Below are 25,552 nucleotides of genomic sequence, written 5' to 3'. Positions count from 1 at the left end.
CGTGCGCGGTTATGTTTGATCGCCCCAGCCCGTCCCCTCCCAGGAGCGCAGCTCCGACATGAAACGTCCGACTTCCTCCCATGGGATCGCAGCGTGATATTTGACTTTGCGAACCTTGCTGGGCTTCGCAAGCAGTATGTCGAGGTGCCCTCGCCATCGAGCTGGGTTATCCCCGTTCCGATAGCCCCTCACTGTTGCCCAGTCGAGAACGGTTTCGATATGCCGCGGAGCCTGACTCATTGTGGAGCCTGACTCAGTATTGGTTATTCATGGTCGCGATCCTATTTTGCGGACTTTCGCGGTACTGACCCCAGTCTCGATGGCTTGCAGATAATGGGCCCATGTCTGCATAAGCTCGCGGCGGTCCTCCAGAAGTTCGTCGCGGGCGTAGGCGCTGCGGGTTTCATCGGAATTGACGTGCGCGAGGGCCAGCTCTGACACCTCATCCGGGAAGCTGGAACGGTTGCCATCGGCCAACACTCGGGAGGTGCTACGCCGCGCCCAATCCTTGAAGCTACTCCGGGCGGTCCCGTGCGGTGTGGCAACCCGTCCCTGGTCAGGGTCGACATAGCCGGGGGTGCCGGCTTTAATGGCTAAGGCGTGCATGTCCTTCATCATTTTTGACAGGGCCATGTCTGACAGCGCAGCACCGCGGTAATTGGTGAATATCAGCCCGCTCGGGTTTTCCTTTCCGGTTTTGGCCTTAATGGCCTCCAGCAGCTTGATAGCGGCCTCGGAGAGAGGTACCCGGTGAACTCGGTCGGCCTTCATGCGGTCGGCGCTGAGGCGCCATACGCGGGCGTTGAAGTCGATCTCTTCCCACGTTGCGCCACGCACCTCGCCAGAACGCGCAGCGGTAAGAATGGTAAATTGCAGGGCCTTGGCGCTGGTGGCCCGTTTGGCGGTCAGGTCGGCCCAGAATCGCGGCATTGCGTCCACGGCAATCCGAGCGTGATGTCGTCTTCCGCCTGCCTTCTTGCGGACAGCGCCGGACTTTGGCAGCAGTTCCCGCAGCCCTCCGCGCATGTCCGCGGGGTTGGGCGTCGTCCGCAGCCCACAGGCGCTGGCATAGTCCAGTACCTTACCGATGCGCTGCCGGACGTTGTTGGCGGTTTCGTGTTTTGTTGTCCAGATATCCCGCAGCACGTCCACAAGGTGCCCGGTCTCTATATCACCGACGGAAAGCTTGCCTAGCTTCGGGAACGCGTACGTTTCTAGAGTGGCGAGCCATTGGGCGGCATATTTTGCATTCCTGAATTCTGACTGTCGTAGCTTGTGACACTCGCGGGCCACGGCCTCGAAAGTACGCAGCTTGGCAGACTCTGCCCTCCTTGCGGCCCGTTCGGACTTGCGCTTCTCCACGGGATCCACTCCGCTGCGTAGCTGTACCCGAAGTTCCGCGGCGCGCTCTCGAGCTTCGGCTAATCCTACTTCGGGATAGCTGCCCAGCCCGAAGTCTCGTCGAACAGCAAATGGCTTGCCCGATTTGCTGAGTCGAGTCTCTCCGGTAGCTACTCTCAAAATCCATGAGCGCGCCATGCCGTGCGCGCCCTTGCTACGTTTAGGGGCAACTGACAGCGCCAACCCTTTGGATTTGTCCCCGCCGACGGGGTAGAACCCGGGAGCCCTTAACGCAGCGACCTGCCGGTCGCTTAATCGCTTGGCTTCTCTCGGCATTTGTTGATACCCACATTGTTACCAACAATAAACATTGGAAGTCATGATATTGGTTGCGAGGGACTGATGCAACAGAGCATCAGGAAAACCGCTATATTTATAGCGTTATTGCTGCCTCTATTGATGGCAACCCGTCCCAATCTGTAGTGCCAGTTGGCTTGCTCCCTCACCGCCATATTTTCGACTGCTATTCTAAAGCCCCCCGGCTCTACCCAGTGGCTCTACCGGCTTTACCCGGCTCTACCCAGTTAACGGGGGATGCGCCGATATTCACTAAACCCTGTTGATAATGCCAGCGGAACGCCGCACCGCCCATCCATAGTGGGTCAGCACCCTTAGCCTGTAATTCTTAAAGTTCCTGAATCCATACGCTCGCCTCGACATCATTTCTCGGCGGCCGACTGGTGCCACCGTTGCCTGACGTCTACCAGACTCAAATGGTGGCTATTAAGTTTGCGCCACCAACTGTCATTTGGATATGCTGAAGCGATAAGCATAGATGTCTAGTACCATGATGGTGCGGCCCCGGGTGTGGCGGCGCCAAATAGACTTTCGAAACAACGGCTCCAACTGAACCGGGAACTCTTGGTGGAAAATCACGTACCTCGACGATACAGCCGCAATTATAGAAAAGCGGTCAAGTACATGCTTGTTTCCATGGTGCTTGGAGCGCTGTTGATAGTTACTGGTGTTGGCTGGATCGTCACTGCATACAAGCTCTCTTCGATGAACGACTTATTTCTTGGCCGCGAGGTGGCAGTGAGGGGAGAAGATGCAAGTGCAGACAACCTGAGAAGCAAGGTTGCCGCCCTGGAGCAGCAAGTATCGAAATTGCGCGAAGAGAAGGCGAGTCTGGTGCAGAATCGGATTCCCGATCTCAATCCATTGGCGTTTGACGCCATCGTTCCCATCGGCGAACGCTACCTGAAGAACATTAGATTCACACGGACAGGTACAGAGCAGCAAAAACGTTTTGGTTACCTTGCTGTGCTACAGAACGATGGTCAACGGAGTATTAACCCTGACGTTACCATAATCCTGTTCGATGCCCTGGGCGTCCAGGTTGGAATGGCGCAGCTTGCGAAAGACGAGACTTCATCGGATATGGGGAACGATGAACTCAATGCAGGGGAGTCCCGCTCCTACTTTAGTCAGGTCAAGCTGACCCGTGACCGCGATCCAGAATATTTTCATGTCGAAGTGAGGTGAATGAGCTGATATCGTTTCCATCACTGTGGTGTTGCCCCGACACGCGGAGACTCAGTTAAGAGCAGTCTTGGCTTGGTAGGTCGGTGGTTAGTATTCCTAGGTTTACCTGTCGCGATTTTGGTGTCCACCACCACCCGCCTTGCGTATGGCACAGGTCTTTACAATATCCCGCAACCGCTGCCGTGACTCAGCCGACAGGCACCGAAGTTCACACACGCACAATCCGCGCTCGCTGAGTAGGCGCTGCAGGACATGGCCGGGGATCTCGAGCTGCACGTTCTCAGTGTGGTCGAGACGGCTGGCTGAAGTCTCCACTGTCATGGGTCCACAATGCTCCTGCGGTTCAATGCAGGAGTCGATCGCCGGCTCCTGCCCGGGTGGGCACCGGTTCATGTGCGTCTATAGACTCACTCGGAGTACTCGCCTCCACTAAACGCTGGCAACATGCGAGTGCTGTCCCTTGGTGGGCACCACTCACAACTTGCGGCTGCAGCTTCGCGATACAGCCACAAAGCAGGCGCCGCGTGAGCTCGGGTTGGCGCAAATCTCGGATCAGGCCCAGGGTCAGGCAAGCTGCGTCGGTGAAGCGGTGCAGGTCGATTACGGTTGCCTGTCGGTGCATAGTCAGCAGCACTTCGGCCGCTTCCAGGGCGCCGCCCGCTGCAGCAACGGCTCGCTCCGGCTCCCCTCGCTGCTGGAAGAGCAGCGCTTTTTGCTGGCTCAAGTCCCAGACGCTGAGTGCCCGCGAGTGTGACTGCTCAACCAGAGTGCGATGCGCGTGGCACAGGAAGCGCAGAAGCATGGTGGAGTCTCCAGTGAAGGTGAGCTTTCAATATAATGATAACCATTATCATTTGCAACCCGCCGTAGGCTCTGCTTTAGCGGCCCGCTCGGTCGTGCCCCAAGCCGTGGCGAATGGGCATTCCCCTGCACCATGAGGGCGCAATGCGGCGCATGTGCGCGCCAATTCCTGGATATCTGCACCACTGCCGGGCGAGTCGGATTTTCAGGTGTTACCTTATGTAGCCAATTGGTGCGAAGGAAGAATTTCGATCAGTAATAATTATAAAAAACAGTGAGATAAAATCTCTATCTCATGCCGATTAACAGTTGCATTCTCTGCTTTATGTGGGAATATAAGTAACACATCGGGTAACAGCTCGATGTATACGATTTTCATCACACGAGGTGTATGCCATGAAATCCCTGCTCACAATTCCCGCCCTGTTCCTTGCCGCCAACACCTGGGCCAGTTGCCCCGCCAGCCTGCCGGCAGAGCTCCCTGTTGTTCCGGACGGCGCCAGCGCCAGCCACGCTGAGATGCAGATAGCGCAGGAGGCAGTTGCCGACTACGTTACCGGCGTTGAAGCCTACCTTGATTGCCGAACGCTGATTCACCCCTTGCTGCACAACCGGCTGGTGGACCGCGCCGAGACCGTTGCCGCAAGCTACAACGGTGCGCTCGAAGATTTCCGCAAGCGTGAAGAAATGCTGGCAACCAATTGAAATAGCGCAGTTTTTCCTTTCTTGATCAACCGCAGACAACAATAAGTGCGGTTTTCATACCTGGCTTCTTTATAGGTCACGCCGGCCGCGCTTCAGCGGCACAAAGTACCCCCATCCACTACCAGTGAATGCCCGTTCACATAGCTTGCCTGCGAGCTGCACAGCCACAAAGCCGCAGCGGCAATTTCCTCGGCGCTGCCCATGCGACCGCAGGGAATACTGGCCAGAATCATCTTCTCCAGTTGGGGCCCCTGTTGCAGCGATGCCTCCAGCATGGGGGTCTGGGTGGAGCCCGGCAGCACCGCATTGATCCTCACACCGCCCGTCGCCAATTCCATGGCTGCGGTGCGCGTGAGCCCGAGCACGCCGTGCTTGCTCGCACAGTAGGGCGACAGGTGCGGTGTCGCGATGACTCCGGCGCCCGACGCGATATTGACGATGGCCCCGGAACCCGCTGCCTGCATTACCCGCAATTGATGCTTCAGGCACAGGAATACCCCGGTCAGGTTGATATTGATGACGTCCTGCCACGCGTCCAGTGTGGTGTCGGCAATGGCTGCCGGTGCGCCCGCAACCCCGGCACTGTTAACGGCGTAATCCAGCCCGCCAAAGTGCCGCAGGCAGCTGTCCACCGCGGCGCTCACGGTCGCCTCGTCTGTCACGCTGCCGGGTGCAGCAATGGCGCCCAACGCCTGGCTGAGGCCGTGCAAGCGTTCCTCGTCGCGGTCCATCAGCAGCAGGCGGCAGCCCTGTGCCGCAAACTGCCGGGCGCAGGCTTCGCCGATGCCAGAGGCAGCGCCGGTTACCAGGGCCACCTTGTTCCGCATATCTTCATAGTGCACAGCTGTCATGGTTTCTACTCCGTAGGGTCCTGCCACCCATCATAGCCCGCCGTGCTTGCCTGACGTACGCAAAACGTGGGGAGGACGCAGGCGTTGATCTCCGTTAGAATGCTCGCCCTTTGCGACCTCGGTACTCATGTCCCGCGCCCCCGGCAACAACCCCCAACGCCCTGCGATCACCTCCCGGCTGCAGCGAGCCCTGTCGATTGTACCGGTTGACGCGGCCGCCGTGCCCAGCGGGGAATTGCTGGCGTGGCTCGGTCAGCCGCTGGACTTGCACAGCGCCAGTGAGCTCGCTGACGTGCTGTCGACGCAGGGAACCCGCAAGGAGACTGTCGAGCCTGCGCCGGGGCAGGGTGGTGCAGCGGACGCGTCTGGCAGTTGCAAGGAAATACTGCTGGCGGTGCAGCGCGGTGTGTTGCGCGAGTTAGCTCGGAGTTTCGCGGGCGCTGAAGGCGCGCTGCTTCCCCTGCCCAGGTTTGACGCGCCCAGTGCATTGGATGGCCTCAGTGCCACGGAACGCTTGCGGCGCTTCCACGCCGCCTGGCAGCGTGAAATGGAGCTGCGTACACAGGCGCTACGGCGCGACCTGCGGGCGCGTCTGCGGCGGGTGAGCCCGGCACTGGCGGGCCTCGCCACATTGGACGAAGCCCTTGAACGCCATGTGTTGCGTGCGGGGGAGGCGGCGCTGGCCAATGTGCCGCCACTGCTGGTGCCGCGCTGGGAGGCGCTGTTGGCGGATCACGCTGATGCGGGCAGTCGGGATCTGCTGGTCAGCGAGCTCAGGGAACTTTTGCTGGCCGAATTGGAGCAGCGTCTGCAGCCAGCTCTGGGGCTGGTGGAGGCGTGTACAGCCCACGGGGAAGGAAATTGATGATACGTTTTTTCGCAGGATGCCTGTTTTTGCTCGGGGCGGGGTTACTCGCCTGGCTCGCGCTGGGCTTTGCCGGCAGCAGCCTGTTGGCGCTGGTCGTCACGCTGGTGATTGCGCTGGCCTACACGGTGGGCGCGCTGGAACTCTGGGTGTTCCAGCGCGACACTCAGCGCTTGCGGCAGGCGCTGCACGCCGGTGATGACGAGGCAATGGAATTTGAAGACTGGCTGGCGACCTTGCCGTCGGCCTTGCGCAGTGCCGTTGCCCGGCGCATCCAGGGTGAACCGATTGCGCTCCCGGGTCCCCTGCTGACGCCCTATCTCACGGGGCTGCTGGTGATGCTGGGCCTGCTGGGTACGTTTATTGGCATGATGATCGCCCTACAGGGAGCCGTGGGGGCATTGGAGGGCAGTACAGAACTCGCCGCCATACGCGCCGGGCTGACCGCGCCCATCAAGGGCCTGAGCATGGCGTTTGGTACCTCGGTGGGCGGTGTGGCGGCATCCGCCGTGCTGGGCCTGTTGTCAGCCATGGCAAGGCGCCAGAGGCTTGCGGTCGTGCGCGAACTCGATGTGCAGGGCGCGCGGCTGTTCCCCGGCCAGGGTCCGTTGCATTACCGCCAACAGATGCTGCACGAGGCGCGCACGCAAACCGGGCAGTTACCGCTGCTGTTGGCACAGGTCGAGGCACTGGTGACCCGCGTCGATAGCGCCACCGACAGCCTGCATACGCGCATGCTCGAGGGGCAGGAAGACTTGCAGAACAAGCTAGTGACGTTGCACACGGGCTTGTTCGAGCATGTGGGCCAGTCATTGCGTGAGAGCTTTGCCGCCAGCGGGCGTGAAGCCGGTGAGAGCATGGCGCCAATACTGCGCGACACCATGCAGGCGATTGCGGCGCAAACCGAGGCGACGCAGGCGACCGTTCGCGATGGCGTGGACAATCAGCTCGCCGCGCTGGCCGAGGTGCGCGAGCAGGCGGCGCAGTCCGTGCATGATACCCGCGCGCTGGTGGCGTCGCAGGCCTCCGCAGTAGCCGCGCAGGACAGTCTGCGGCTGGCGCTGGAAGCCACGGTGCGCGATGCCGGCGGCAGTCTCGACACGCAGGCCGCGAACGCCACCGCGATGCTGCAACAGGTGGGCGAGCAGTTGAGCGCTCACCGCGAGCAGCTGGAACAGCAGTGGTTGGCGGAACGCACGCGCTTCAACGAGCAGCAGCAGGCGCGTCTTGAGGCCCAGGCGGAGAGCGTGCAGAGCGCACTCACCGCCGCCATGACGACCCACGCACAGCTCACGGTCGATACGTTGCGTCCGATAGTGGAGTCGACCATGGCCGGGCTGGATAGCGCGGTCGCGACGGTGCGTCAGGAAGCGAGCGACGCATTGCAGCGCGATGAGACCTTACTCCAGTCCCAGCGCGAGCTGATGACCGGGCTGCAGGCGACGGCAGGGGCGCTGGCGCAGGATTCCGCGGCGTATCGCAGCACCCTGGAGGCGTTCGCGCAGCAGACCGCTACAGCGCTGGATGCCACAGCCCTCCAGTTTGCATCCACTGTGGGGCAGGAAGCCGACCGGCTCGCCGAGGTGGGCGGCCAGTTCGCCGCGGGGGCGCAGGGATTGACTGCACTGGGCGATGCTCTGGGCAGCGCCGTAGCGCAGTTCGACGCAGTAGCCCAGGGCTTGTCCGCTACGCTGCAGCAACTGGCGCAGGGTATGGAGGAGGCGGCGGGTCGCAGCGACGAACAGCTCGCCTACTATGTGGCTCAGGCGCGTGAGGTGATTGATCACAGTGCGTTGGCACAGCAGAAGTTGCTGGACCAGCTGCGAGAGATCAGCCGCAGTGTGTAGCGCAGCAGGCCTGGACAATGTCTGAATACGAGTACGAAGGCGATGGTCAGGACACCCCGGTATGGGCGGTGTTTGGCGACCTCATGGCGGCACTGGTGGGCATTTTCGTGCTGCTGTTGGTGTGGACACTGGGCTTGCAGGTTGAGCTGACGCGCTCCCTGCAGGATGAAGTGGCCCTGCGGGAGGCCGAGCAGCAGCGCCGCATGGAGCTGGAACAGGCGCTGGCAGACCCGCTGACCAGTAATCGCATTACCCTGCGCGATGGCCGCATCGGCATCAGTGGCCAACTGTTGTTCGGCCTCAATTCCGCAGCGTTGCAGCCGGAGGGTCAGGCGCTGATCGCCAGCCTCGCTGCACCGCTGGCACACTACCTGAGCCAGACCGACCATCTGCTGATGGTCAGTGGTTTTACCGATGACCTGCCCATTCACACGGATAACCGGGTGTTCACCGACAACTGGGAGCTTTCGGCGCAGCGCGCACTGACCGTGACCCGGGCGTTGGTGGACGCCGGGCTGTCGCGTGAACTGGTGTTTGCCTCGGCGTTTGCCGAGCAGCAGCCCATTGCGCCCAACTCGGACGCCGACAACCGGGCGCGCAACCGGCGGGTGGAGATTGCCCCGGTGCCGCGCACGCCGCGCACGGAGCAGGAGCCCGCTGGATGAGCAGCGAAAAGTCCACGAGTGGATTGCGAGCACGGCCCGGGAGAGAAGCCCTGCGCGCGCTGCCCGGGTTGCTTGAACACGGTGTGCAGGCGCTGTCGCCACCCTCGCCGCGACTGGCGCTGGAAGCCAGGCTGCAGGGGCAGGAGTTCGCTGCGTTCGGTGGTGCAGATGGCGTTGCTGCCGCTGAGCCGCAAGCAGACGGTTTGGTGGCGGCGCGCCGTTACCGGGAACAGCATGCCTCGCAGGTGATAGACCAGTTGTTGCTGGAATTCCGCGCCGCGTTGCCGGAAGCGCCGGGGCCATTGAACCCGGAAACGCTGGTGATTCGGGCATTAGCGCGATTGCAGGCCGTATCACCGGAATATGTGGAACGCCTGATGCGTCATGCGGAAATGTTGTGCAGTCTGCAGGGGGCGACCAGGCCGGCCGCCCCCGCCCGTGCCGCCCGACGACGCAAGTCGGTTAAAGCATAGCGAACAGCATCATGGCCAGGCCGGCAACACTGACACCCCAGATGGCGCTGCGCAGGTAAGTGATGCCGACCAGATAGACCGGCAGGTACACCACCCGGGACCAGAAGAATACCTGTGCACCGAGCAGGGCCTCTGCGCCATGGCCGCTCACGTGCGCAACCAGCACCAGCGGTACGAAGAGCAGGAATCCTTCCTTGGTATTGTTTGCCGCGCGTTCCGCGCGCCCGCCGAGTGCAGTCGCTGTCGGTAGCTGGTCGCGATTGCTGAGGCCTGCCTTGAGGCCCTCGGCGGTCCACTCGCGGTTGCGCAGAATGGCCCCCAGCAGAATAGCGACAAACGTCAGTACCGTCATGTAGAGGGCCAGCTGCAGCAATGTCGTCATGGTGTTGCTCCTGTCTATTATGGTTGTTAGCGATGGATCATGCCCTGAGCAGGGGTTGCCGTCCAGCCTGTCAGACGCGGTTATTGAGGCTCTATGGGTTGCTCCTGATTCCCACAGCCGCTTTCAGCAAGTATGCTCACGCGATGAAACTGGTGATGAAACAAAGTGCGCTCCGCAGGGTGTGGCTGTTGGCGGGCTGGCTGGCGCTATGGGGTCAACCGACACTGGCCGGCGTGGACATCCGGGTGGCTGTCGCCGCGAATTTCACGGCCACATTGGAAGCGCTCGCCGCTCCGTATGAGCAGGCTTCCGGCAACCGGCTTGTCATCAGCCCCGGTGCCACCGGCGCCTTGTATAGCCAGATCGCCAACGCGGCGCCGTTTGATGTGTTTCTGGCGGCCGATGAGCTGCGTCCGCGCAAACTGGTTGAACACGGTATGGCCGTGGCGGGTACTGCGTTTGTCTACGCGCAGGGCATACCCGTGCTGTGGAGCCCGGACGCCGCGCTGATCGACGCCGAGGCCAGCGTGCTGCGTCAGGGGCAGTTTCGCTATCTGGCGCTCGCCGAGCCGCGCACCGCTCCGTATGGCGCCGCGGCGCGCAGTGTGCTGGAGGCACTGGGCCTGTGGGATGCGCTGGAGCGGCGTCGACAGCTGGTGCGCGGCAGCTCCGTTGCCCAAACCCACAGCCAGGTTGCCAGCGGTGCCATTGAGCTGGGCTTCGTGGCGCTGGCGCAGGTACAAACAGCGCAGGGAATACCGGGGTCACACTGGATTCCGCCTGCGGAGCTGTATGCCCCTCTGACGCAGGGCGCAGTGCTGCTCAGCGGTGCCCGCGCCAGAGCAGCCGCGCGGCATTTTCTGCGCTGGCTGCAGGACGATGCCGAGGCGGCTGCGATCATTGAAGCCGCGGGCTACCGTCGTGGCTGAGCGGGAGCCCCTGTGATGTTGTCAGCGGAAGACCTCACAGCCCTGTGGGTTACCCTGCAACTGGCGGCGGTCAGTACCGTATTGTTGCTGCTGTTGGCGACGCCACTGGCCTGGTGGCTCTCGCAGACCGCCGTACGCGGGCGCGTATTGGTCGAGGCACTGGTCACCCTGCCATTGGTGTTGCCGCCGACGGTGCTCGGGTTTTACCTGCTGCTCCTGCTGGGCCCGGAGGGTGCCGTGGGCGGCACGCTGGAGCGTATCGGCGTAGGACACCTCGCGTTCAGTTTCAGCGGCCTGGTCGTGGGCTCGATGGTGTACTCCCTGCCGTTCGTGGTACAGCCATTGCAGAACGCCTTTGCGGCCACAGGCGCGCGCCTGTTCGACGTGGCGGCTACCCTGCGTGCATCGCCGCTGGACCGTTTTTTAACGATTGCCCTGCCCCTGGCGCGGCGCGGTTATCTCACTGCCGCCGTGCTGGCGTTTGCCCATACGCTGGGGGAATTTGGCGTCATCATCATGCTGGGCGGCAACATTCCCGGCGAGACGCGCGTGGCGTCGATCGCCATTTACAATCATGTGGAATCGCTGGACTACGGCGCGGCGCACGCGCTGGCCCTCACCCTGGTTGTGTTGTCCCTGTCGTTGTTGACGCTGGTTTACGCGGTCAACCGGCGGGCGCGGGTCGTGGGGGTGCCCGGGTGACTATCGAGGCACGCTTTGCCCTGCAACAGGGGGGATTTCGGCTCGATGTGGACCTGACCCTGCCGGGTGAGGGTGTCACGGTTATCTACGGCTCTTCCGGCGCGGGCAAGAGTACGCTGCTGCGCTGCGTGGCGGGACTGGAGCGAGCGGCGCAGGGGGCGCTCTCGGTCAACGGGGCCGAATGGCAGCGCGAGGGGCTGTTTCTGCCGGTGCACCGTCGTCCACTGGGTGTGGTTTTTCAGGAAGCCAGCCTGTTTCCGCACCTGAGCGGAGCTGGCAACCTGCGTTATGGTTTACAGCGGACACCCGCACACGAGCGTCGTATCGCCTGGGACGAGGTGGTGCAGCTGCTGGATATAGCGCCGTTGCTGGCGCGTTACCCACAGACCTTTTCCGGCGGCGAAAGACAGCGCATTGCCCTGGCGCGCGCACTGCTGGCCAGCCCGCAACTGCTGCTGCTGGATGAGCCGCTGGCCGCGCTGGATGAGGCGCGCAAGGCAGAGATACTGCCCTTTCTTGAACAGCTGCGCGCGCGTTTCGCTGTGCCCATGCTCTACGTGACCCACAGCCTGCGCGAGGTCGCGCGGTTGGCCGACTATCTGGTGTTGCTTGAGGCGGGCAGGGTGGTTGCGCAAGGCCCCCTGCAAAGCGTGCTGAGCCGTCTGGACCTGCCGTTGGCCGCGGCAGAGGATGCCGGTGTCGTCATTGAGGCCGAGGTGGCCGAGCACGACACGCAATGGCATTTGTCGCGTTTGGTATTTTCCGGCGGCAGCCTCTGGGTAGCGCGCTGTGCCGAGCCCGTAGGGTCACGCTTGCGCTGCCGCGTACTGGCGCGAGACGTCAGCCTTGCGCACGAGCGCAACGAGCAGAGCACTATCGTCAATTTGTTGCAGGCGGACGTTGTCGAACTGGCTCCTACTGATTCACCGGCGCATGTGCTGGTGAGACTCGACGCTAACGGCACATCGCTGTTGGCACGTATCACACGCCACTCACAGGCGCGCATCGGTGTGGAGCCGGGCGCTCGCTTCTGGTTGCAGATCAAATCGGTGGCGCTACTGCGCTAGTTAACGCGAGAAGGCTTCTTCGATATCGCCGGTGAAGACCGCTTCCAGGCGCAGGACAATCTCCGCGCTGCCGCGGCGCTCATCTTCCAGCACATCGCGGCGCCAGAAGTAGCCGGGCTGTACCTCGAGAAACAGCCACTTGCGGTTGAGGTTTTGCCGGTAGCGCATGCCCATGCCGTAAGCCTGGGTAAGGTGGCGCGGCTGGGTCCTGCCGTTGAGCGTGCCGTAAACGCCAATAACGCGGTTGTTGCTCAGGCGCTGATTTACCGTCACCCCGGTGTTCCAGCCGAAGCCGTCGCGCTTTTCGTCCCAGCGCGCCCGGTTATACCACTGCAGCAGGCGGTCGGCGCTCACCGCAACGTCGATGTCAAAACGGGTGTCCGTGCCAAAGCGGTCGTCCGTGCGATACAACAGCTCCTGGCGAAAACGTGCCGAAACCTGCTCGGAAAGCGGTGTCTGGTAGCGGTAGCGTGCCGCCAGCTCGGGGTTGATACCGGAGCTGAATCCCAGGCGGAAGTCTATGCGGTCGTGTGTGCCCTCGCGGCCCACGACCTGCAGGGCAACATCATCGGATTGATTCTGCTGATCGCGCAATAATTCATCGCCGAGGCTGCCGCTATCCTCGTCCGAGAACAGCAGGCTGACACGCTCGTCGAGGTTGGGCAGATTGACCTTGCCGCGCAAGCTCAGGCCAGTGTCCCAGCCGTACTGCTCGCTCCACTCCAGTGAAGGCCGCAGGCGCAGCGTGGAATAGGCTGCTTCCGCATCAACCCGCCTTACGCCGAAGAAGCTGTCCATCCAGGTTGCGAGGTCATCTGCGCGGGTGGACACGTAACGGTGCCCCTGGTCGAGCCAGGGTGTCTCGTCTTCGTCTTCGACTTCGTCCTCTTCAGCGCTGACGCCGGCACAGGGCAGCCACAGCCAGAATGCTATCAGGATCAGAGCTTTGCAGGTTTGCTTAGGCATCGATGTGTCCCGCAGGGAGGCCTTGCCAATGCCGCGACTCTATCAGTTGCCAAGGGGGGCCGCCTGAATTATTTGCGTGAATCTGGCCAGATATCTGCCGCCACGAAACAGCGGCTGCGTTCGTTGCCGTGAGTGTCCAGCGCTGCGACCAATTGCGGTTTGCCCCCCTCTCGAAAATGCGCCTCCAACGTGGCGGCGAGCGTTGCACCCGCCTGCCCATGACGCGAGGCGCGCAGGGGCGCCAGCCAGTGGAGGCGCGGAATGATCTGCCAGTCGCCCGCGCACTCAGCGCGCCATTCTTCAAGCGGCAGCCAGCGGCCCAGGGGCAGTGCCATGTTGTAGCCTCGGGGGGGCGGCAGTACAGCCGCCGAAGGTGAGAAAAGACAGCCCGCTACCCTCGCTTCCCGCAGCGGTTTTTCCGCATGCAGGGCTGCGAGAACAGGCTGTGCTGCCGGCTGCTGGCTGAGCTGTGTCTGGTGTTGTAGTAGTCGTTGCAGTTTGCGATCCAGGCGGTCGACCGTGTTGGGGCCGATCCAGTCGCAGCCGTTGCTGTAGCCAGCGCTTGGCGTGGCAGTTGCCAGGCCCAGGTAGAATTTTACCGCAAGTTCCAGATGTACCACCCGTTGCCGCTGTTGGCACCAGTACAGGCAATCGAATTCCCCCAGTGTCCGGCCACCCGCGCGCACCGGCAGGTTGCTGGCGATCAGCTCGGTATCACGGTCGCTGTGGAGAAAGAACTGCCACAGGCGCTCGAAATAGACTCCCAGCCGCGTCGCCGGGCGCTGCTGCAACCAATCCCGCAGTGGCCCCGGGTCCCGATCCAGCGCCTGTAGCCAGGCACTGCGGGCCCCGGTGAGTGGGAACGCTGCCGTGCCGAGATCTGCCTGCTGTAAATGCAGTAGGGCAGGGGTGAAACAGGCCCAGGCGAGGTCCCGTACTGTGCGTTCTTGTAACGCCAGCGCGGCCAATGCGGCCTCTCCTTCCTGTTCGTCCATCAATCCTCTCGGCTCGTGGCTGTGGGGGTGCGGTGGCCCCGGCGGCGGGGGTCCTCGCGGGTCTGCAGAGTTTAACCGGATCGCGCTTTATCCGGGCGAGAGCGGCACAGCGGGTAGCGAACGGGTAGTATCAGCGCGGTGAAATTGTGGCCCGTTGGGGTCGCCATGCTATCGAGAGTGTAAAGGAGAAGCGTTTGTGACGGCGAATTATTCTGCAGCAACACCCTGCCGGCTCGACCAGGTGCCGGCCTGGGACATTGAAACCGATGTGGTGGTCGTGGGCTTTGGCATTGCCGGCGCCTGCGTGGCGATTGAAGCAGCCAGCGCCGGCGCATCCGTAACCGTACTCGAGGTCGCCGGCACACACGGCGGCAGTGCGGCGCTCTCGGGTGGTGAGTTTTATCTTGGCGGTGGCACACCCGTGCAGCGCGCAGCGGGTTTTGAGGACAGCACTGAAGCGCTGTTCAAGTACCTGTTGCAAAGCGGTGGTCCCGGTGTGGATGAGGCTAAAGTACGCTTGTACGCCGATGGAGCGGTAGCGCACTACGAATGGCTGGCAGAGCAGGGCATCCCGTTCAAGGGTACTTACTTGCCCGGGAAATGGCTGGAGCCGGTCACCGATGACACACTGATCTGGTCTGGCAGCGAGCGGGCCTGGCCGTTTTCCGAGGTGTCGGACCCGGCACCGCGCGCCCACGCAGCACAAATGGAAGGCATGGGTGCCGGGCGTCTGGTCATGGATAAACTGGCCGAACGTGCGCTGGCCTGCGGGGCGCAGGCACACTTCAACGCACGTACCCTGTGCCTGGTGGCTGACGCTACCGATACGGTACATGGGGTGGTGGCGCGCATTGACGGCAAAATCAGCTTTGTGCGTGCGCGCAAGGGCGTGGTGCTGTGCGCTGGCGGTTTTATCTGCAACAAGGATATGGTGCAGCGCTTTGCGCCCGGGGCACTGGCTGCGGCCGAAATGCCTACCAGCGGCGGCAACGATGACGGCTCCGGTATTCGCATGGGCATGTCCGTTGGTGGCGCGGTGAGCCACATGAACGAGTTTTTCGCCACCAAGCCGTCGTTCCCGCCGGACAATATGGTGTTCGGGATTTTTGTCAACGAGCGCGGGCAACGCTTCATCAATGAAGACGCGTACCACGGTCGCGCGACGCATTACATCCTGCGTCAGCCCAATGGCCGCGCCTGGTTGCTGATGGACAACGGCATTTTTGCGCGTCCCGATTTCAACCCGGATATCCAGATTGCCGCAGTCGGTGAAACCTGGGCTGAGGTGGAGGCAGAGCTGGGTATACCGTCCGGCGAGCTGGTGCACACGGTGGAGAGCTACAACCGCTATGCCGCCGCAGGTGAGGACCCGGTGCTGCACAAGCATGCGGACTGGATGCGGCCACTGGTTGAGCCGCCCTTCGCGGCGCTCAGTTTCACCGGTGAAGATTACCCGGCGACCGGTTTTACGCTCGGTGGTCTACTCACGGCGGCGTCTGGCGAAGTGCTCAATGGCGACGGCGTGGCGGTACCCGGGCTGTATGCCGCTGGCCGCACCAGCTGTGGCCTGCCGCGCTGGGGCGAGGCGTATTGTTCCGGTATTTCCCTGGGTGATGGCAGCTTTTTTGGCCGCCTTGCGGGTCGGCAGGTTGCTGCACAATAGGCGCGGGCGGCCGGCCGAGTGCCAGGCCGCCTTGAGGGGCGGCATTACTTGCCCTGACGTGGTGCCGTGTACCAGATAGGCGATGTCCACGCGCGCTCCTGGATAGTCTTGGGGACGTTGGGATCATTGCAGCTGGGCGGCCTGTCTGCGGGGTTGAGCTGCTTGCACTGGTAAGTGGACCAGCGACAACTTGGGTTCTCTATAACGCGGGCGTAATAGACGGCATCACGCTTGGCGTCGAAGTCGGGGTCCTGCCAGACGCTACACAATTGTGCGTGACCTTTGCCCTTGCGTTCGCATGTTTCAAGATCCACGCTGGCGCCGTTGTTGGCGTTGCCTGCCACATCGTAGATATTCTGGTGCATGCGGCCCAGATCATCCACCCAGCCTTTCACAACCTGAATGCGCTGAAGTGACGCGCCCTCATCGCTGGCATCTCGCAGGGCGTTAAGCGCGAAGACGGGCGCACTGTCTGGCCCGTGTGTGGAAGGCAGCTCACCGCCCATGGGTACGCCGTGCTCGTAGCCCTGCGCGGCGAAGTCCCCACCTTTGCACATGTCCTGCGGGAACTCCCAACCGCCAAAAAACCGCGGCACAATACGCGGTCCACTGGTACCAAAAGTTTCCCGGCGTTTCATCGCGGTAAACAGGGACTCGCGACTGTTTTCTTCAGCCCATATACCTGCAAGCCCCCCCGGATTACTTCGCACCGGGGAATTGGTGGCAACGTTTCCCACCTTGATTTCACCTTGAAGGCGGTCCGCCGGTAAGGTGTCCTGGCCCGAGGACCCCTCAAAGCCGGCTTCAGCTACGGCTCCACCCGTGGCGTTGTGGTTGTCACTCGCGGCAATGATACCAAGCCTGAGCGGGTTTACGCCGATGCGTTGCTGTTCTTTCAGGCCCTCTATGAGGCCATAACGGACAAAGCTGAGGCGTGAGATGCAACTGCTGAGTTGCATGCCTCCCACACCCGTACTCAATTCGCAGTCCACTGCGGGTTCAGCCGGTTCACGCAGTTTTTCAAAATCACACAGCTCGTCAGCGCTTCCGAGTACCTGGTACAGTCCGTTGCGGCACTCAGAGTCACCTTTCACTTGCATGATCTCCACCAGCGGTTCGAGGCGCTGGCGCAATTCGGCCATGCGGATCTCATCGGCGGGGGTATTGGCACCGGGATATTCGGAATAAAACATGCGCCCTGCACTCCAGTTGGAGTTGTGCGGAATCGCCAGCACATCACACTCCGTGTCGCTGTCGAGGCAGTTCTTTTCCAGATTGCGCCACAGGGCCTGTGGCGTTCCCGCTTCCTGCGCACTAACGGGCAAGGATGGAACCGTCGCGTTGCGGAATATGACATTGCGATGCATGTTGTTGGAGTCGATGGCCAGTGAATACTCATAGCCCACGAAAGTGGTGAAAGCGCAATCCTCGCTGGCGTCATTCCACGTTTCGGCCGCGCGCTGTATTTCCAGCCAGGGGCCGGACATTGCCTCTATACACGCCGTACCGTCTTCACCACATACATCCGGATTACGCGGTGCCGCGTCACCTTTGAGGACCAGCGCGAACATCCTGGCGAGATGGGCCATCTCTTCAGGCCAGCCGCCCAACTCTTCACCGCGAAACATTTTGCATGTGGCGCTGTTGAAACTGGAGCTGTCGGGCGTTGAGCAACGTACAACCTCGCCCAGGTATTCAGCGTGGTCGGTGACTACCGCAAAGTCCAATGGGCGCGCGAGCTGCTGCTCACGGCTGCCATTGCTTTGGTTGAACGGGGGAGGGAGAGTGATGGGCGCGCCTCGCGCGAAAGCATAGGCATCATCGGGGCGGTTGGTCACGCCGAATGCGTTGGCATCACCAGAAAGTGTGGTATGGATGTGGGTCGCGCCGAAATGCACGTTGCGGTGCGGATTGTTCTCGCGACAGGGCTGCTGCACGGCGACTTCGAAAGGCGGTGCAGCGGCGCTGCCAAAATAATCGTTAATGGTGTCTGCGGCGGCCGCATGCGACAACAGTGCCACAAGGGCCGCCGTGTATCTCCAGCGCTGGTTCATTGTTATTCTCCTCGAGTTGCTGGTGGAGCTGGATGGCGCCAGGTGCGTTTAGCCCCTGTTAAGTTTGCCCATGAAGGCTAGCGCAGCCTGAACGCCACAATGGCATCACCCATGGTGGAACCCAGCATGCGGTTGCCACCGGCTGCGATCACCACGTACTGCGCGCCATCTTTCCCGGTGTAGCTCATCGGCGTGGCGTGACCACCTGCGGGCAGGCGGGCTTTCCACAACTCTTCCCCGGTCTCGGTCGCAAATGCCCGCAGGTAACTGTCGGTGGCTGCGGCGATGAAGGTGAGGCCGCTGGCGGTCACCATGGAACCGCCGCTGTTCGGAACCCCCAGGTTGAGCCACAGCGGAAAGGGTGCGAGATCACGGGTGCTGCCCAGCGGAACCTCCCAGGCCTTCTTGCCGGTTGTCATGTCGATGGCGGTGAGCACACCCCACGGGGGCCGGTTGCAGGGTGCGCCCAGCGGCGACAGCATGGGGCGGCGCTTGACCGCGTAGGGGGTGTCCAGCTGCAGTTCAACGGGTTCGCTGAACCCTGGTGCCTCCACCACGGCGCGCGGAATCAGTTCGATGACGGCCGGTATTCGCGAGGTGTTCGCCAGCAGCAGCTTGCGCACCGGGTCCCAACTGACACTGCCCCAGTTACTGCCGCCCATAAAGCCCGGGTAGACCAGTGTCGGCTGGGTACTGATCGGGGTAAAAAGCCCGTCATAATTAAGACTGCGAAACTGCTTGATGCAGGCCTGTCGGTCAAACCACAGGAAGCCGAACATGTCCTCCTCAGTCAGCTCCGTAGGGTGCAGCGGCTCCGGCAACACCGGCCAGGGTTGCGTGGGAGACAGCGCATCGGGCGCCGGCCCGCCACCCGGTGCGGGCCGCTCTTCAATCGGTAATAGTGGTTCGCCGGTTTCCCGGTTGAGTACAAACAGGAAACCCATTTTGGTGGCCTGTACCAGCGCGGGTACCGGGCCGTCTGGCCCCGGGTAGTCGATCAACAGCGGTTGGGAGGGCACATCGTAGTCCCAGATGTCCCGGTGCACCGTCTGGTACGACCAGCGGCGCTCCCCGGTGAGTGCGTCCAGCGCGACCACGGAGCTGCCGAAAGTATCCTTGCCGTTGCGTTCGCCGCCGTAGTAGTCCCCCGCCGGATTGCCGGTGGGAATGAAGACCAGGCCCCGTGCACTGTCAGCGGAAAACGGCGCCCAGGCATTGGGGGTACCGGGCGTGTAACTGCCTGCCACGCGTTGCTCCGGAGGCAGTGCCTCCCAGTCCCACACCTGCTCACCGGTTCGCACGTCGAAGGCGCGTATGACGCCACTGGGCACTCCGCCGCGGCGTAAATCGGCGACATGGGCACCGACGACCACACGGTCGCCAACGACCGTCGGCGCTGAGGTCAGGGCATATTCGGCGGGACGCACATCACCGAGATCGGCGATCAGGTCGATTTCACCAGAGTCGCCGAAGTCTTTGCAGGGCTTGCCGTTGTCGGCATCAAGGGCAAGCAGGCGGCCGTCCAGGGTGCCGGCCAGGATGCGTGCGGTACACGCACCGCTTGTGCCTGCGTCACTGCTGTCATGAAAGGCCACGCCGCGACAGGCCACGCTGTAGAGGCCCGTCAGTGCGGGGTCGGCATCGTGGTGCCAGCGCTCCTCGCCGGTGAGTGGGTCGAGTGCAATCACCCTGTTGCGCGGCGAGCACAGGTACAGTGTGTCGTGGGCCAATATTGGCGTGGTTTGCAATGCGGGGCTGTTGAAGGGGTCGGGGAAGCTCTCGGGTGCCAGATCGCCCGTGTGATAGGTCCAGGCGGGCTCCAGCGCGGCTACGTTCGCCGGTGTGATTTGGGTGTGGCTGACAAACCGCGCACCGCCCTCATCTCCGCCGTAGTGGCCCCAGTGTGCGTGCTTCTCTGCCAGATTCTGTGGCAGGGGCTGGTGCTGTGTCGGCTCTGAATCGCTGGCGTTACAGGCCGTCAATAAAAAGCCTGCTGTTGCCAGGATAAGGGCCGATATAGGGAAGCGGAAGAACATGGTATGCAGACTCTCCTTGTACAGGCCGGTGAATTCCAGGCCCGTGCCGTGACCGTAAACAGGCTAAATCTCTGCACCAGCACAGGGTTCCGCAGATCGCGTGATGCACCTGCTTTAACCCTCGGGGGCATTGAAGTAGTCTGTCGAACACAAAAAAGATAAGCAATTGCCGGAGGATAGTCCTTTGTACGACTTACTCATTTGTGATGGAAAGATTGTTGACGGCAGCGGTCAGCCGGCCTTTGTCGGCAATATCGCGGTACTCGACGGGCGCATTGTCGCGGTGGGCGATGTGCAGGGTGAGGCACGCAAGGTGATAGACGCCCGGGGGTTGGTGGTGGCCCCGGGGTGGGTGGACACACACTCGCATATGGATGGCCAAGCCACCTGGGACCCCTACTGCAGCCCGGCCTCCAATCACGGTATTACCACCCTGGTGATGGGTAACTGCGGTGTCGGCTTTGCGCCCTGCAAGCCGGATGACGCGGAACGTCAGCGCATGATCGAGGTCATGGAGGACGTGGAGGATATCCCGGGAGCAGCACTCGCCGAGGGGATTACCTGGGAATGGGAGACCTTCCCGGAATACCTTGATGCCCTGGATCGCATGCCGCGCGCCATCGATATCGGCGCACAGGTACCGCATTGTGCCGTGCGCACCTACGTCATGGGCGAACGCGGTGTGCGTAATGAACCGGCCACGGCAGACGATGTGGCGCGTATGGCAAGTATCGTGCGCGAGGGGCTGGCGGCGGGCGCTGTGGGGTTTACCACCTCACGAACTCAGTTGCACACCACCCGCAACGGCGAGGTCATGCCCGGCACCTACGCGGATGCCGATGAGCTTCTGGGTATAGGCCGGGTGATCGGTGAAACCGGACAGGGGATCTACGGCCTGGTGTCCGACTTCAGCAACTGGGAAGAGGAAATGGCGTGGATGAAGCGTCTTTCCATCGAAAACGATTGCCAGGTGAACTTTGTGCTTTTTTACCGCTCCGAGGCCGACTGGCCCCGTGTGCAGCAACAGCTGCAATACGTGAAGGACGCCCGTGCTGAGGGAGCGCGTTTGATTCCCCATGTGGGGGCGCGACCGGTGAATATCCTGATGGGCTGGGAAGGCACCGTGAACCCCTTCATGTTCCACCAGAACTACGCACCGCTGGCAGGGCTGGCGCCAGAGGAACGCCTTGCGCGCCTGCGCGATCCCGCTGTGCGCAGGGCTATCGTCGACGAAACGCCGCCGCATATGGGCCACGACATCATGGACAAGATTGTCGACGGCTTCGACAACATTTATGTGCTGGCAGAAAACCCCGATTATGAGCCCGCCGGGGAGGACAGCATTCAACACCTGGCCGAGCGCGCCGGCGTAACACCCGCGGAGTATGCCTACGATGCGCTGCTCGAGAATGACGGCAAGCGCATGCTCTACTGTCCCCTGTTTGGCTATGATATGCGCAGCCTTGACCGTCAGCTGGAAATGCTGGCCGATGAAAGCTCAGTCATCAGCCTCGCTGATACAGGCGCCCACTGCGGTGTACTCTCCGATGCGAGTATTCCCACCTGGCTGCTCAGTTATCTGGTGCGTGACCGCCAGCGTGGAGCGCGCTTCAGCCTGGAGCAGGCCGTGCGTATGCACACGCTGGAAACTGCCCGCTGTATGGGCCTCACTGACCGCGGCACGCTTGAAGCGGGTATGAAAGCCGACATCAACATTATCGACCTCGATCAGCTGGCGATCGCATCGCCGCAGGTGATTTACGACTTGCCCGCGGGCGGACGTCGGGTATATCAAGGGGCCACAGGGTACCGCTACACCCTGGTGTCCGGCGAGGTCATCATGCAGGATGGTGCGCCGACAGGGGCACTGCCAGGACGCCTCGTGCGCGCGTGCAAGCAGGGCGATAGCCACTTACCGAACACCCCCCAACCCCACAGCAAAGAGGAAGCTGCCTGATGATCAGAGTCAAAGTAGAACGTGAATTGAATGCGCCTGTCGACAAGGTGTGGGCGCTGCTGGAGGATTTCGGCAACCTGAACTGGTACCCCGGATGGACTGATCTGGAGACTATCGGTGAAGGACCGGGCATGACACGTCGCATTCATATGGAAGGCATGGAGCCCATTGACGAAATACTGGAAGCCATGGACGCCGCCAGTCGCTCGTTCAGTTACACGATTCCGAAAATGCCGATGCCGGTGAGCGAATACCGCGCCGAGGTGTCGCTGGAACCTCTGGACAACGGCGTCCGTACCCTGGCGCGCTGGAATTGCTCCGCCAAGCCCGAGGGCATTTCTGAAACGGAAGGTCAGGCGATGCTCGAAGGCATTTATGCCGATATGCTCGCCAAACTGGAGGTTGCCGCCAACGCCTGACCGCCTTGCTCGCGGCAGCCCCCTAGTCCAGCGCGGCCCAGCGCCGCTCCGGGTACAGGGCGGCCGCGGGCTGATACAGCCACTCCTCCCGATAGGCCTTGCGCGCCAGAAGCTGGATAAGAGGCTCGTCGGCAACGCGTTCCTCGGCGATGGCCTCCACAAGCTGTCCAATAGCCTGCTCGTAGGGCCGGGTTTGTGTCTTCAGCAGGCGTCCGATGTCCTCACAGCAGGCGGCACGCACTGCCTCACCGTAGCGCTGTTCACGCTCCGCACAGGCCACAAGCACACGTGCGTCATTGAGCCGCGAACGGGCGAAGGGACTGCCCAGCTCGGGCAGCACGTCGCGCTGCAGGGTGGCGGATGCAGCCGCCAGCAGCACTGAACGATCTTCCGATGTGTCCGGCATGGGCGGCGCCTCCACGGCAACGTTCATGGCATCGCCCAGCGCCTCGCAGGTAGAGCGATCCCCCACGTAGCGGTAGCTCAGGTACCAGGCCATGGACTCGCGCAGACCCGGTTGGCTACAGGCGGCGTGAATCGGGATCATGCCGCGCACATTCTGCTGGATTCGGTAGTACTGTGCCGCGGCCCGGGTGTAGGGGATTCCCGAGAGCTGCTCATAGCGTTCGAACAACCCACTCAGGCCGCCGCTGGGATTCCAGAATTCGCGTACGCAAATGTTACCCAGGTCCTCCATGGGGTCACCCCAGTGCCCCCATTCCCAATCGACTACGGCGCTCACCCGGTCACCCTCAAACAGAAAATTGACCGGTCCGGTATCCCCCTGCACCAGTGAAACCCGGGCAATCTGGCGGGGCGCAAATCGGCGTAGCCAGCCTGCACCATAGCCGAGCAGTGGGTCCTGGTAGTGCTTGAGAAAAGCCGCGAAAGCGTGCAGCTGGGCATCGAGGTCGCCCAGAGCAGCTTCCGCGGGTGTGCTGGGGCGTGCACCGAGCATCTCATCCAGCTCCAGACTGTCCAGGTCGAGGCAGTGGAGGCGGGCGATGGCGCCAATAAAGTCCTCCATGATGCGCCGTTGGCGCTGTGGGTCGTCGACACCCGGGAGGTCGGCGCTGCCGGGCACACGGCTGAACAGTGCGGCGTGGTGTGTATCGCTCCAGCCCAGCAGCGCGGGCACGGGCACATCGGTAGCCGTCAGCGTGCGACAGATGGCCGCTTCGCGTTGCAAGGAAACATTGCGGGCGGCGGCAGGCTCGCGGTCGAGGCGCAGAAAACCTTCGAGTACGCTGCCGTCGCCGCGGGTGATATCGACGACCCAGGCCTCGCGTCGCGCAACGTGGCGCTCAAGGCGTGATATGTGTCCCGGGCCCAGGCTGGCGACCCAGGGCAGCAGGCCTTCCGGCAAGTCGTGAGTGGGCTCGGTCATGGTGTGTCGCTCGCCTCGGGTTGGTACCAGATGGGCGACGTGTAGGCGCGTTCCTGGTGGGTGAGGGCGGTGCCCGCCGGAAGGTCAGCTTGCAGGCGTACCCGGTCGTGCAAAGGCCAGCGAGGCGTAGGTATTTCCAGAACACGCAGGTAGTAGACGGCGGCCTGTCCGGGGTCGAAGTCCGGGTCGGTCCATACGGCGCTCAATTCAGCGCTGCCAATGTTGTTTGCATAGTGCCCGGTGTCGGTGTCCACGGTGTTGCCGACAGGTGGCAGCTTGCCCTCGGCGTTCGGTTCGCGGTCACCGGACCACGCCACGTCGTAGACCGTTTCATGTGTTTCGCCCCAGCTGTCCACCCAGCCCTTGACGACCTGTAGCCGGTCCAGGTGGGCGCCCTCTGGCTCTTTGAGCGCCTGCGCCATGAAGACGGGCGCTGGCTGTGCACTCTGGCGCGTCGGCAAAACGGCCCCCATCGGCACACCTTTCCTGTAGCCCCGCAGCGCGGAATCGGTTGCCGTCAGATCCTGCTCGCTGAAATCCCAGCCACCAAAGAAGCGCACACGCATACGCGGCCCCGTGGTGGCATACACTTCGCGCCGGCGCATCGCATCAAACAGCGCCTCGCGGGTGTTCTCGGTTGCCCACACTGCGGCATAGCCGGCGGCGAGCAACCCCGCGCTGCTCATTTCGGCCTCGGGTATTCCCCACAGGCGGCTGGCGCGCTCGGCTGAAGGCTCGTGGCTGGACATTTTGCCCCAGAAGTTGTCCTCCTCCACGGCGGCCAGGGCGGTGTGCGAATCGGTGCTGCCAATCATGCCGAACTGGAAGGGATTGACGCCGATCTGCTGCTCTATACGCAAACCGGTCTGCAGCGCCGGGCGCACATACTGGAAGCGCTGCATCCAGTCTTCCTGCGCAGTGCTCATCTCAATGTTGTACTGGTCCCACGTACCGTAATCTGCGAACTCGTCGGTGGGGGACAGCAGCGGATGTGCCTCGCCGTCGCCTTTCATCTGCGTTACCTCCACCAGCGGCTCCCAGCGCAGGCGCTCACGGGCGTAGGCAACCGTGATCGCATCGCCATTGGCACGTTTGTCGGCAAACATGAGTCCGCCACTCAGGTTGCCGTTGTGGGGAATGGCCAGCGCTTGCCCATCCGTGTTTTGCTCGTAGTCGGCGAGGAAGCTCCAGAGAGCCTCCGGGTCCTCGCTGTCGAAAGCGGAGAACGGTGTGACCTGGTTGGCACGCGTGGCGTCATCGCGCAGTACGACAACTCGGTGCAGGTTGTTGCCATTGGGCATGGCCGACCATTCAAAGCCGATGAGGGCACTGAAGACACCGGGCTCGTTGGCTTCATCGGCCATGCGCGTATTGGCTTCCCAGGGTGACGGCAGGGTGGCGGGTAACGTTACCAGGGGCGTTCCCGAGGCGTAGGAGGCGCCGATGTCCAGCATCATGCGACCGAAGGCTACCGGGTCGCCGCTGGCGAGAATGTCGCGCCAGCGACGCGCGGTGTCGTTTTGCATGAGCGTGGGGTCACCGGCGCGAAGCGGCGGCATGACACCCAGGTACTCTGCGTGGTCGGCAACCACCAGGAAGTCCAGCGGCTGGTTCATCCGAGCGCGCAGGCCTGTACTGCTGGTGACGGTTTCGCCACGGGCGAAACGGTAGGCATCGGCGGCGGTCAGGTTGTGCACGCCGAACAGGTTGGCGTCGAGCGAGGTCGCGGTGTGCAGGTGGGTGTCACCCCAGTACACTTGCTGTGGGTAATCGTGGTCCGCCCAGGGCGAATACGCGTCGGCGCGGGCCAGGGTGGTGCCAGCGAGCAATAGCGCACAACTGAACAAGGCCTTGGTGAGCGGAACATTTTGCATCATGGGAGTTTCCGTATTGGGTGTGTTG

General features: G+C 62.4%; 23 protein-coding genes. 12 read left to right on the top strand and 11 right to left on the bottom strand.

What is annotated here, in order from left to right; translation table 11 throughout:
* Nucleotides 1–9 precede the first annotated feature (9 nt).
* Entirely contained in the window at nt 10–267 is a 258-nt protein-coding gene (locus G533_RS25290; RefSeq protein WP_420835520.1) for a phage integrase central domain-containing protein, read from the bottom strand.
* Nucleotides 268–1,677, bottom strand: a complete 1,410-nt coding sequence (locus G533_RS0100505; RefSeq protein WP_027948259.1) for a tyrosine-type recombinase/integrase — start codon at nt 1,675–1,677, stop codon at nt 268–270.
* Nucleotides 1,678–2,265: 588 nt separating this feature from the next.
* On the opposite strand from G533_RS0100505, the gene G533_RS19975 reads away from it, so the two are divergent.
* Nucleotides 2,266–2,886 (top strand): hypothetical protein, encoded by a 621-nt coding sequence (locus G533_RS19975; RefSeq protein ID WP_144079742.1) that lies wholly within the window; start codon nt 2,266–2,268, stop codon nt 2,884–2,886.
* A gap of 343 nt (nt 2,887–3,229) precedes the next feature.
* Here the strand turns inward: G533_RS19975 and G533_RS0100495 are convergent, their stop codons facing one another.
* Complete coding sequence (locus G533_RS0100495; protein WP_027948258.1) at nt 3,230–3,688, bottom strand: hypothetical protein; 459 nt, start codon at nt 3,686–3,688, stop codon at nt 3,230–3,232.
* Between the two features lie 395 nt (nt 3,689–4,083).
* Here G533_RS0100495 and G533_RS0100490 point away from each other — a divergent pair, with 395 nt between their 5' ends.
* Entirely contained in the window at nt 4,084–4,392 is a 309-nt protein-coding gene (locus G533_RS0100490; protein ID WP_027948257.1) for a hypothetical protein, read from the top strand.
* Nucleotides 4,393–4,484: 92 nt separating this feature from the next.
* On the opposite strand, the gene G533_RS0100485 is transcribed toward G533_RS0100490, so the two are convergent.
* A complete protein-coding gene (locus tag G533_RS0100485) occupies nt 4,485–5,243 on the bottom strand; it encodes an SDR family NAD(P)-dependent oxidoreductase (protein ID WP_027948256.1) in 759 nt (252 codons plus the stop codon).
* Nucleotides 5,244–5,370: 127 nt separating this feature from the next.
* On the opposite strand from G533_RS0100485, the gene G533_RS0100480 reads away from it, so the two are divergent.
* From G533_RS0100480 to G533_RS0100465, 4 genes are read left to right on the top strand one after another with little or no spacing between them, the layout of a single operon-like run.
* Nucleotides 5,371–6,108: a DUF3348 family protein gene (locus G533_RS0100480; protein ID WP_027948255.1), complete on the top strand. Its 738-nt coding sequence runs from the start codon at nt 5,371–5,373 to the stop codon at nt 6,106–6,108.
* Nucleotides 6,108–7,955, top strand: coding sequence for a hypothetical protein (locus G533_RS0100475; RefSeq protein WP_027948254.1), 1,848 nt, complete (start codon nt 6,108–6,110; stop codon nt 7,953–7,955). The genes G533_RS0100480 and G533_RS0100475 overlap by 1 nt, the downstream gene beginning before the upstream one ends.
* Before the next feature lie 17 nt (nt 7,956–7,972).
* Nucleotides 7,973–8,620: an OmpA family protein gene (locus G533_RS0100470; RefSeq protein ID WP_027948253.1), complete on the top strand. Its 648-nt coding sequence runs from the start codon at nt 7,973–7,975 to the stop codon at nt 8,618–8,620.
* Nucleotides 8,617–9,093 carry a DUF2894 domain-containing protein gene (locus tag G533_RS0100465; RefSeq protein WP_027948252.1) on the top strand — a complete coding sequence of 159 codons (477 nt, stop codon included), beginning with the start codon at nt 8,617–8,619 and terminating at the stop codon, nt 9,091–9,093. The genes G533_RS0100470 and G533_RS0100465 overlap by 4 nt, the downstream gene beginning before the upstream one ends.
* Here the strand turns inward: G533_RS0100465 and G533_RS0100460 are convergent.
* Entirely contained in the window at nt 9,083–9,475 is a 393-nt protein-coding gene (locus G533_RS0100460; protein WP_027948251.1) for an MAPEG family protein, read from the bottom strand. The genes G533_RS0100465 and G533_RS0100460 overlap by 11 nt on opposite strands.
* Nucleotides 9,476–9,630: 155 nt before the next feature.
* Here G533_RS0100460 and modA point away from each other — a divergent pair, with 155 nt between their 5' ends.
* Genes modA through modC form a run of 3 tightly spaced genes read left to right on the top strand, consistent with a single transcriptional unit; the run spans nt 9,631 to nt 12,173 of the window.
* Entirely contained in the window at nt 9,631–10,404 is a 774-nt protein-coding gene (gene modA, locus G533_RS0100455) for a molybdate ABC transporter substrate-binding protein (protein ID WP_027948250.1), read from the top strand.
* A gap of 15 nt (nt 10,405–10,419) precedes the next feature.
* Nucleotides 10,420–11,106 (top strand): molybdate ABC transporter permease subunit, encoded by a 687-nt coding sequence (modB, locus tag G533_RS0100450; protein WP_027948249.1) that lies wholly within the window; start codon nt 10,420–10,422, stop codon nt 11,104–11,106.
* Nucleotides 11,103–12,173: a molybdenum ABC transporter ATP-binding protein gene (gene modC / locus G533_RS0100445; RefSeq protein WP_035525780.1), complete on the top strand. Its 1,071-nt coding sequence runs from the start codon at nt 11,103–11,105 to the stop codon at nt 12,171–12,173. The genes modB and modC overlap by 4 nt, the downstream gene beginning before the upstream one ends.
* Here modC and G533_RS0100440 read toward each other — a convergent pair whose 3' ends face one another.
* Nucleotides 12,174–13,139, bottom strand: a complete 966-nt coding sequence (locus tag G533_RS0100440) for a hypothetical protein (RefSeq protein WP_027948247.1) — start codon at nt 13,137–13,139, stop codon at nt 12,174–12,176.
* Nucleotides 13,140–13,207: 68 nt separating this feature from the next.
* Nucleotides 13,208–14,134 carry a DUF1853 family protein gene (locus G533_RS19970; RefSeq protein ID WP_051229834.1) on the bottom strand — a complete coding sequence of 309 codons (927 nt, stop codon included), beginning with the start codon at nt 14,132–14,134 and terminating at the stop codon, nt 13,208–13,210.
* A gap of 196 nt (nt 14,135–14,330) precedes the next feature.
* Between G533_RS19970 and G533_RS0100430 the strand changes: the two genes are divergently transcribed.
* Nucleotides 14,331–15,797 carry an FAD-dependent oxidoreductase gene (locus G533_RS0100430; RefSeq protein WP_027948246.1) on the top strand — a complete coding sequence of 489 codons (1,467 nt, stop codon included), beginning with the start codon at nt 14,331–14,333 and terminating at the stop codon, nt 15,795–15,797.
* A 44-nt stretch (nt 15,798–15,841) separates the two neighbouring features.
* On the opposite strand, the gene G533_RS19965 is transcribed toward G533_RS0100430, so the two are convergent.
* Nucleotides 15,842–17,851, bottom strand: coding sequence for a DUF3604 domain-containing protein (locus G533_RS19965; protein WP_051229833.1), 2,010 nt, complete (start codon nt 17,849–17,851; stop codon nt 15,842–15,844).
* 77 nt (nt 17,852–17,928) lie between these two features.
* On the bottom strand, nt 17,929–19,887 hold the full coding sequence (locus G533_RS0100420) for a pyrroloquinoline quinone-dependent dehydrogenase (RefSeq protein WP_051229832.1): 1,959 nt from the start codon (nt 19,885–19,887) through the stop codon (nt 17,929–17,931).
* 184 nt (nt 19,888–20,071) lie between these two features.
* Between G533_RS0100420 and G533_RS19960 the strand changes: the two genes are divergently transcribed.
* Entirely contained in the window at nt 20,072–21,844 is a 1,773-nt protein-coding gene (locus tag G533_RS19960; RefSeq protein WP_084638720.1) for an N-acyl-D-amino-acid deacylase family protein, read from the top strand.
* The gene (locus G533_RS0100410) at nt 21,844–22,263 is read left to right on the top strand and encodes an SRPBCC family protein (RefSeq protein ID WP_027948244.1); all 420 of its coding nucleotides are present in this window, start codon (nt 21,844–21,846) and stop codon (nt 22,261–22,263) included. Before G533_RS19960 ends, G533_RS0100410 begins: the two co-directional genes overlap by 1 nt.
* A 22-nt stretch (nt 22,264–22,285) precedes the next feature.
* Here G533_RS0100410 and G533_RS0100405 read toward each other — a convergent pair whose 3' ends face one another.
* Entirely contained in the window at nt 22,286–23,650 is a 1,365-nt protein-coding gene (locus G533_RS0100405; RefSeq protein ID WP_027948243.1) for a phosphotransferase family protein, read from the bottom strand.
* Nucleotides 23,647–25,527, bottom strand: a complete 1,881-nt coding sequence (locus G533_RS0100400) for a DUF3604 domain-containing protein (RefSeq protein ID WP_027948242.1) — start codon at nt 25,525–25,527, stop codon at nt 23,647–23,649. Before G533_RS0100400 ends, G533_RS0100405 begins: the two co-directional genes overlap by 4 nt.
* Nucleotides 25,528–25,552 lie beyond the last annotated feature (25 nt).

The sequence above is a fragment of the Haliea salexigens DSM 19537 genome (assembly GCF_000423125.1).
Classification (GTDB): Bacteria; Pseudomonadota; Gammaproteobacteria; order Pseudomonadales; family Halieaceae; genus Haliea; species Haliea salexigens.
Note: the sequence above shows the minus strand (reverse complement) of the source record. Positions and strands in the feature narration are given on the sequence as shown.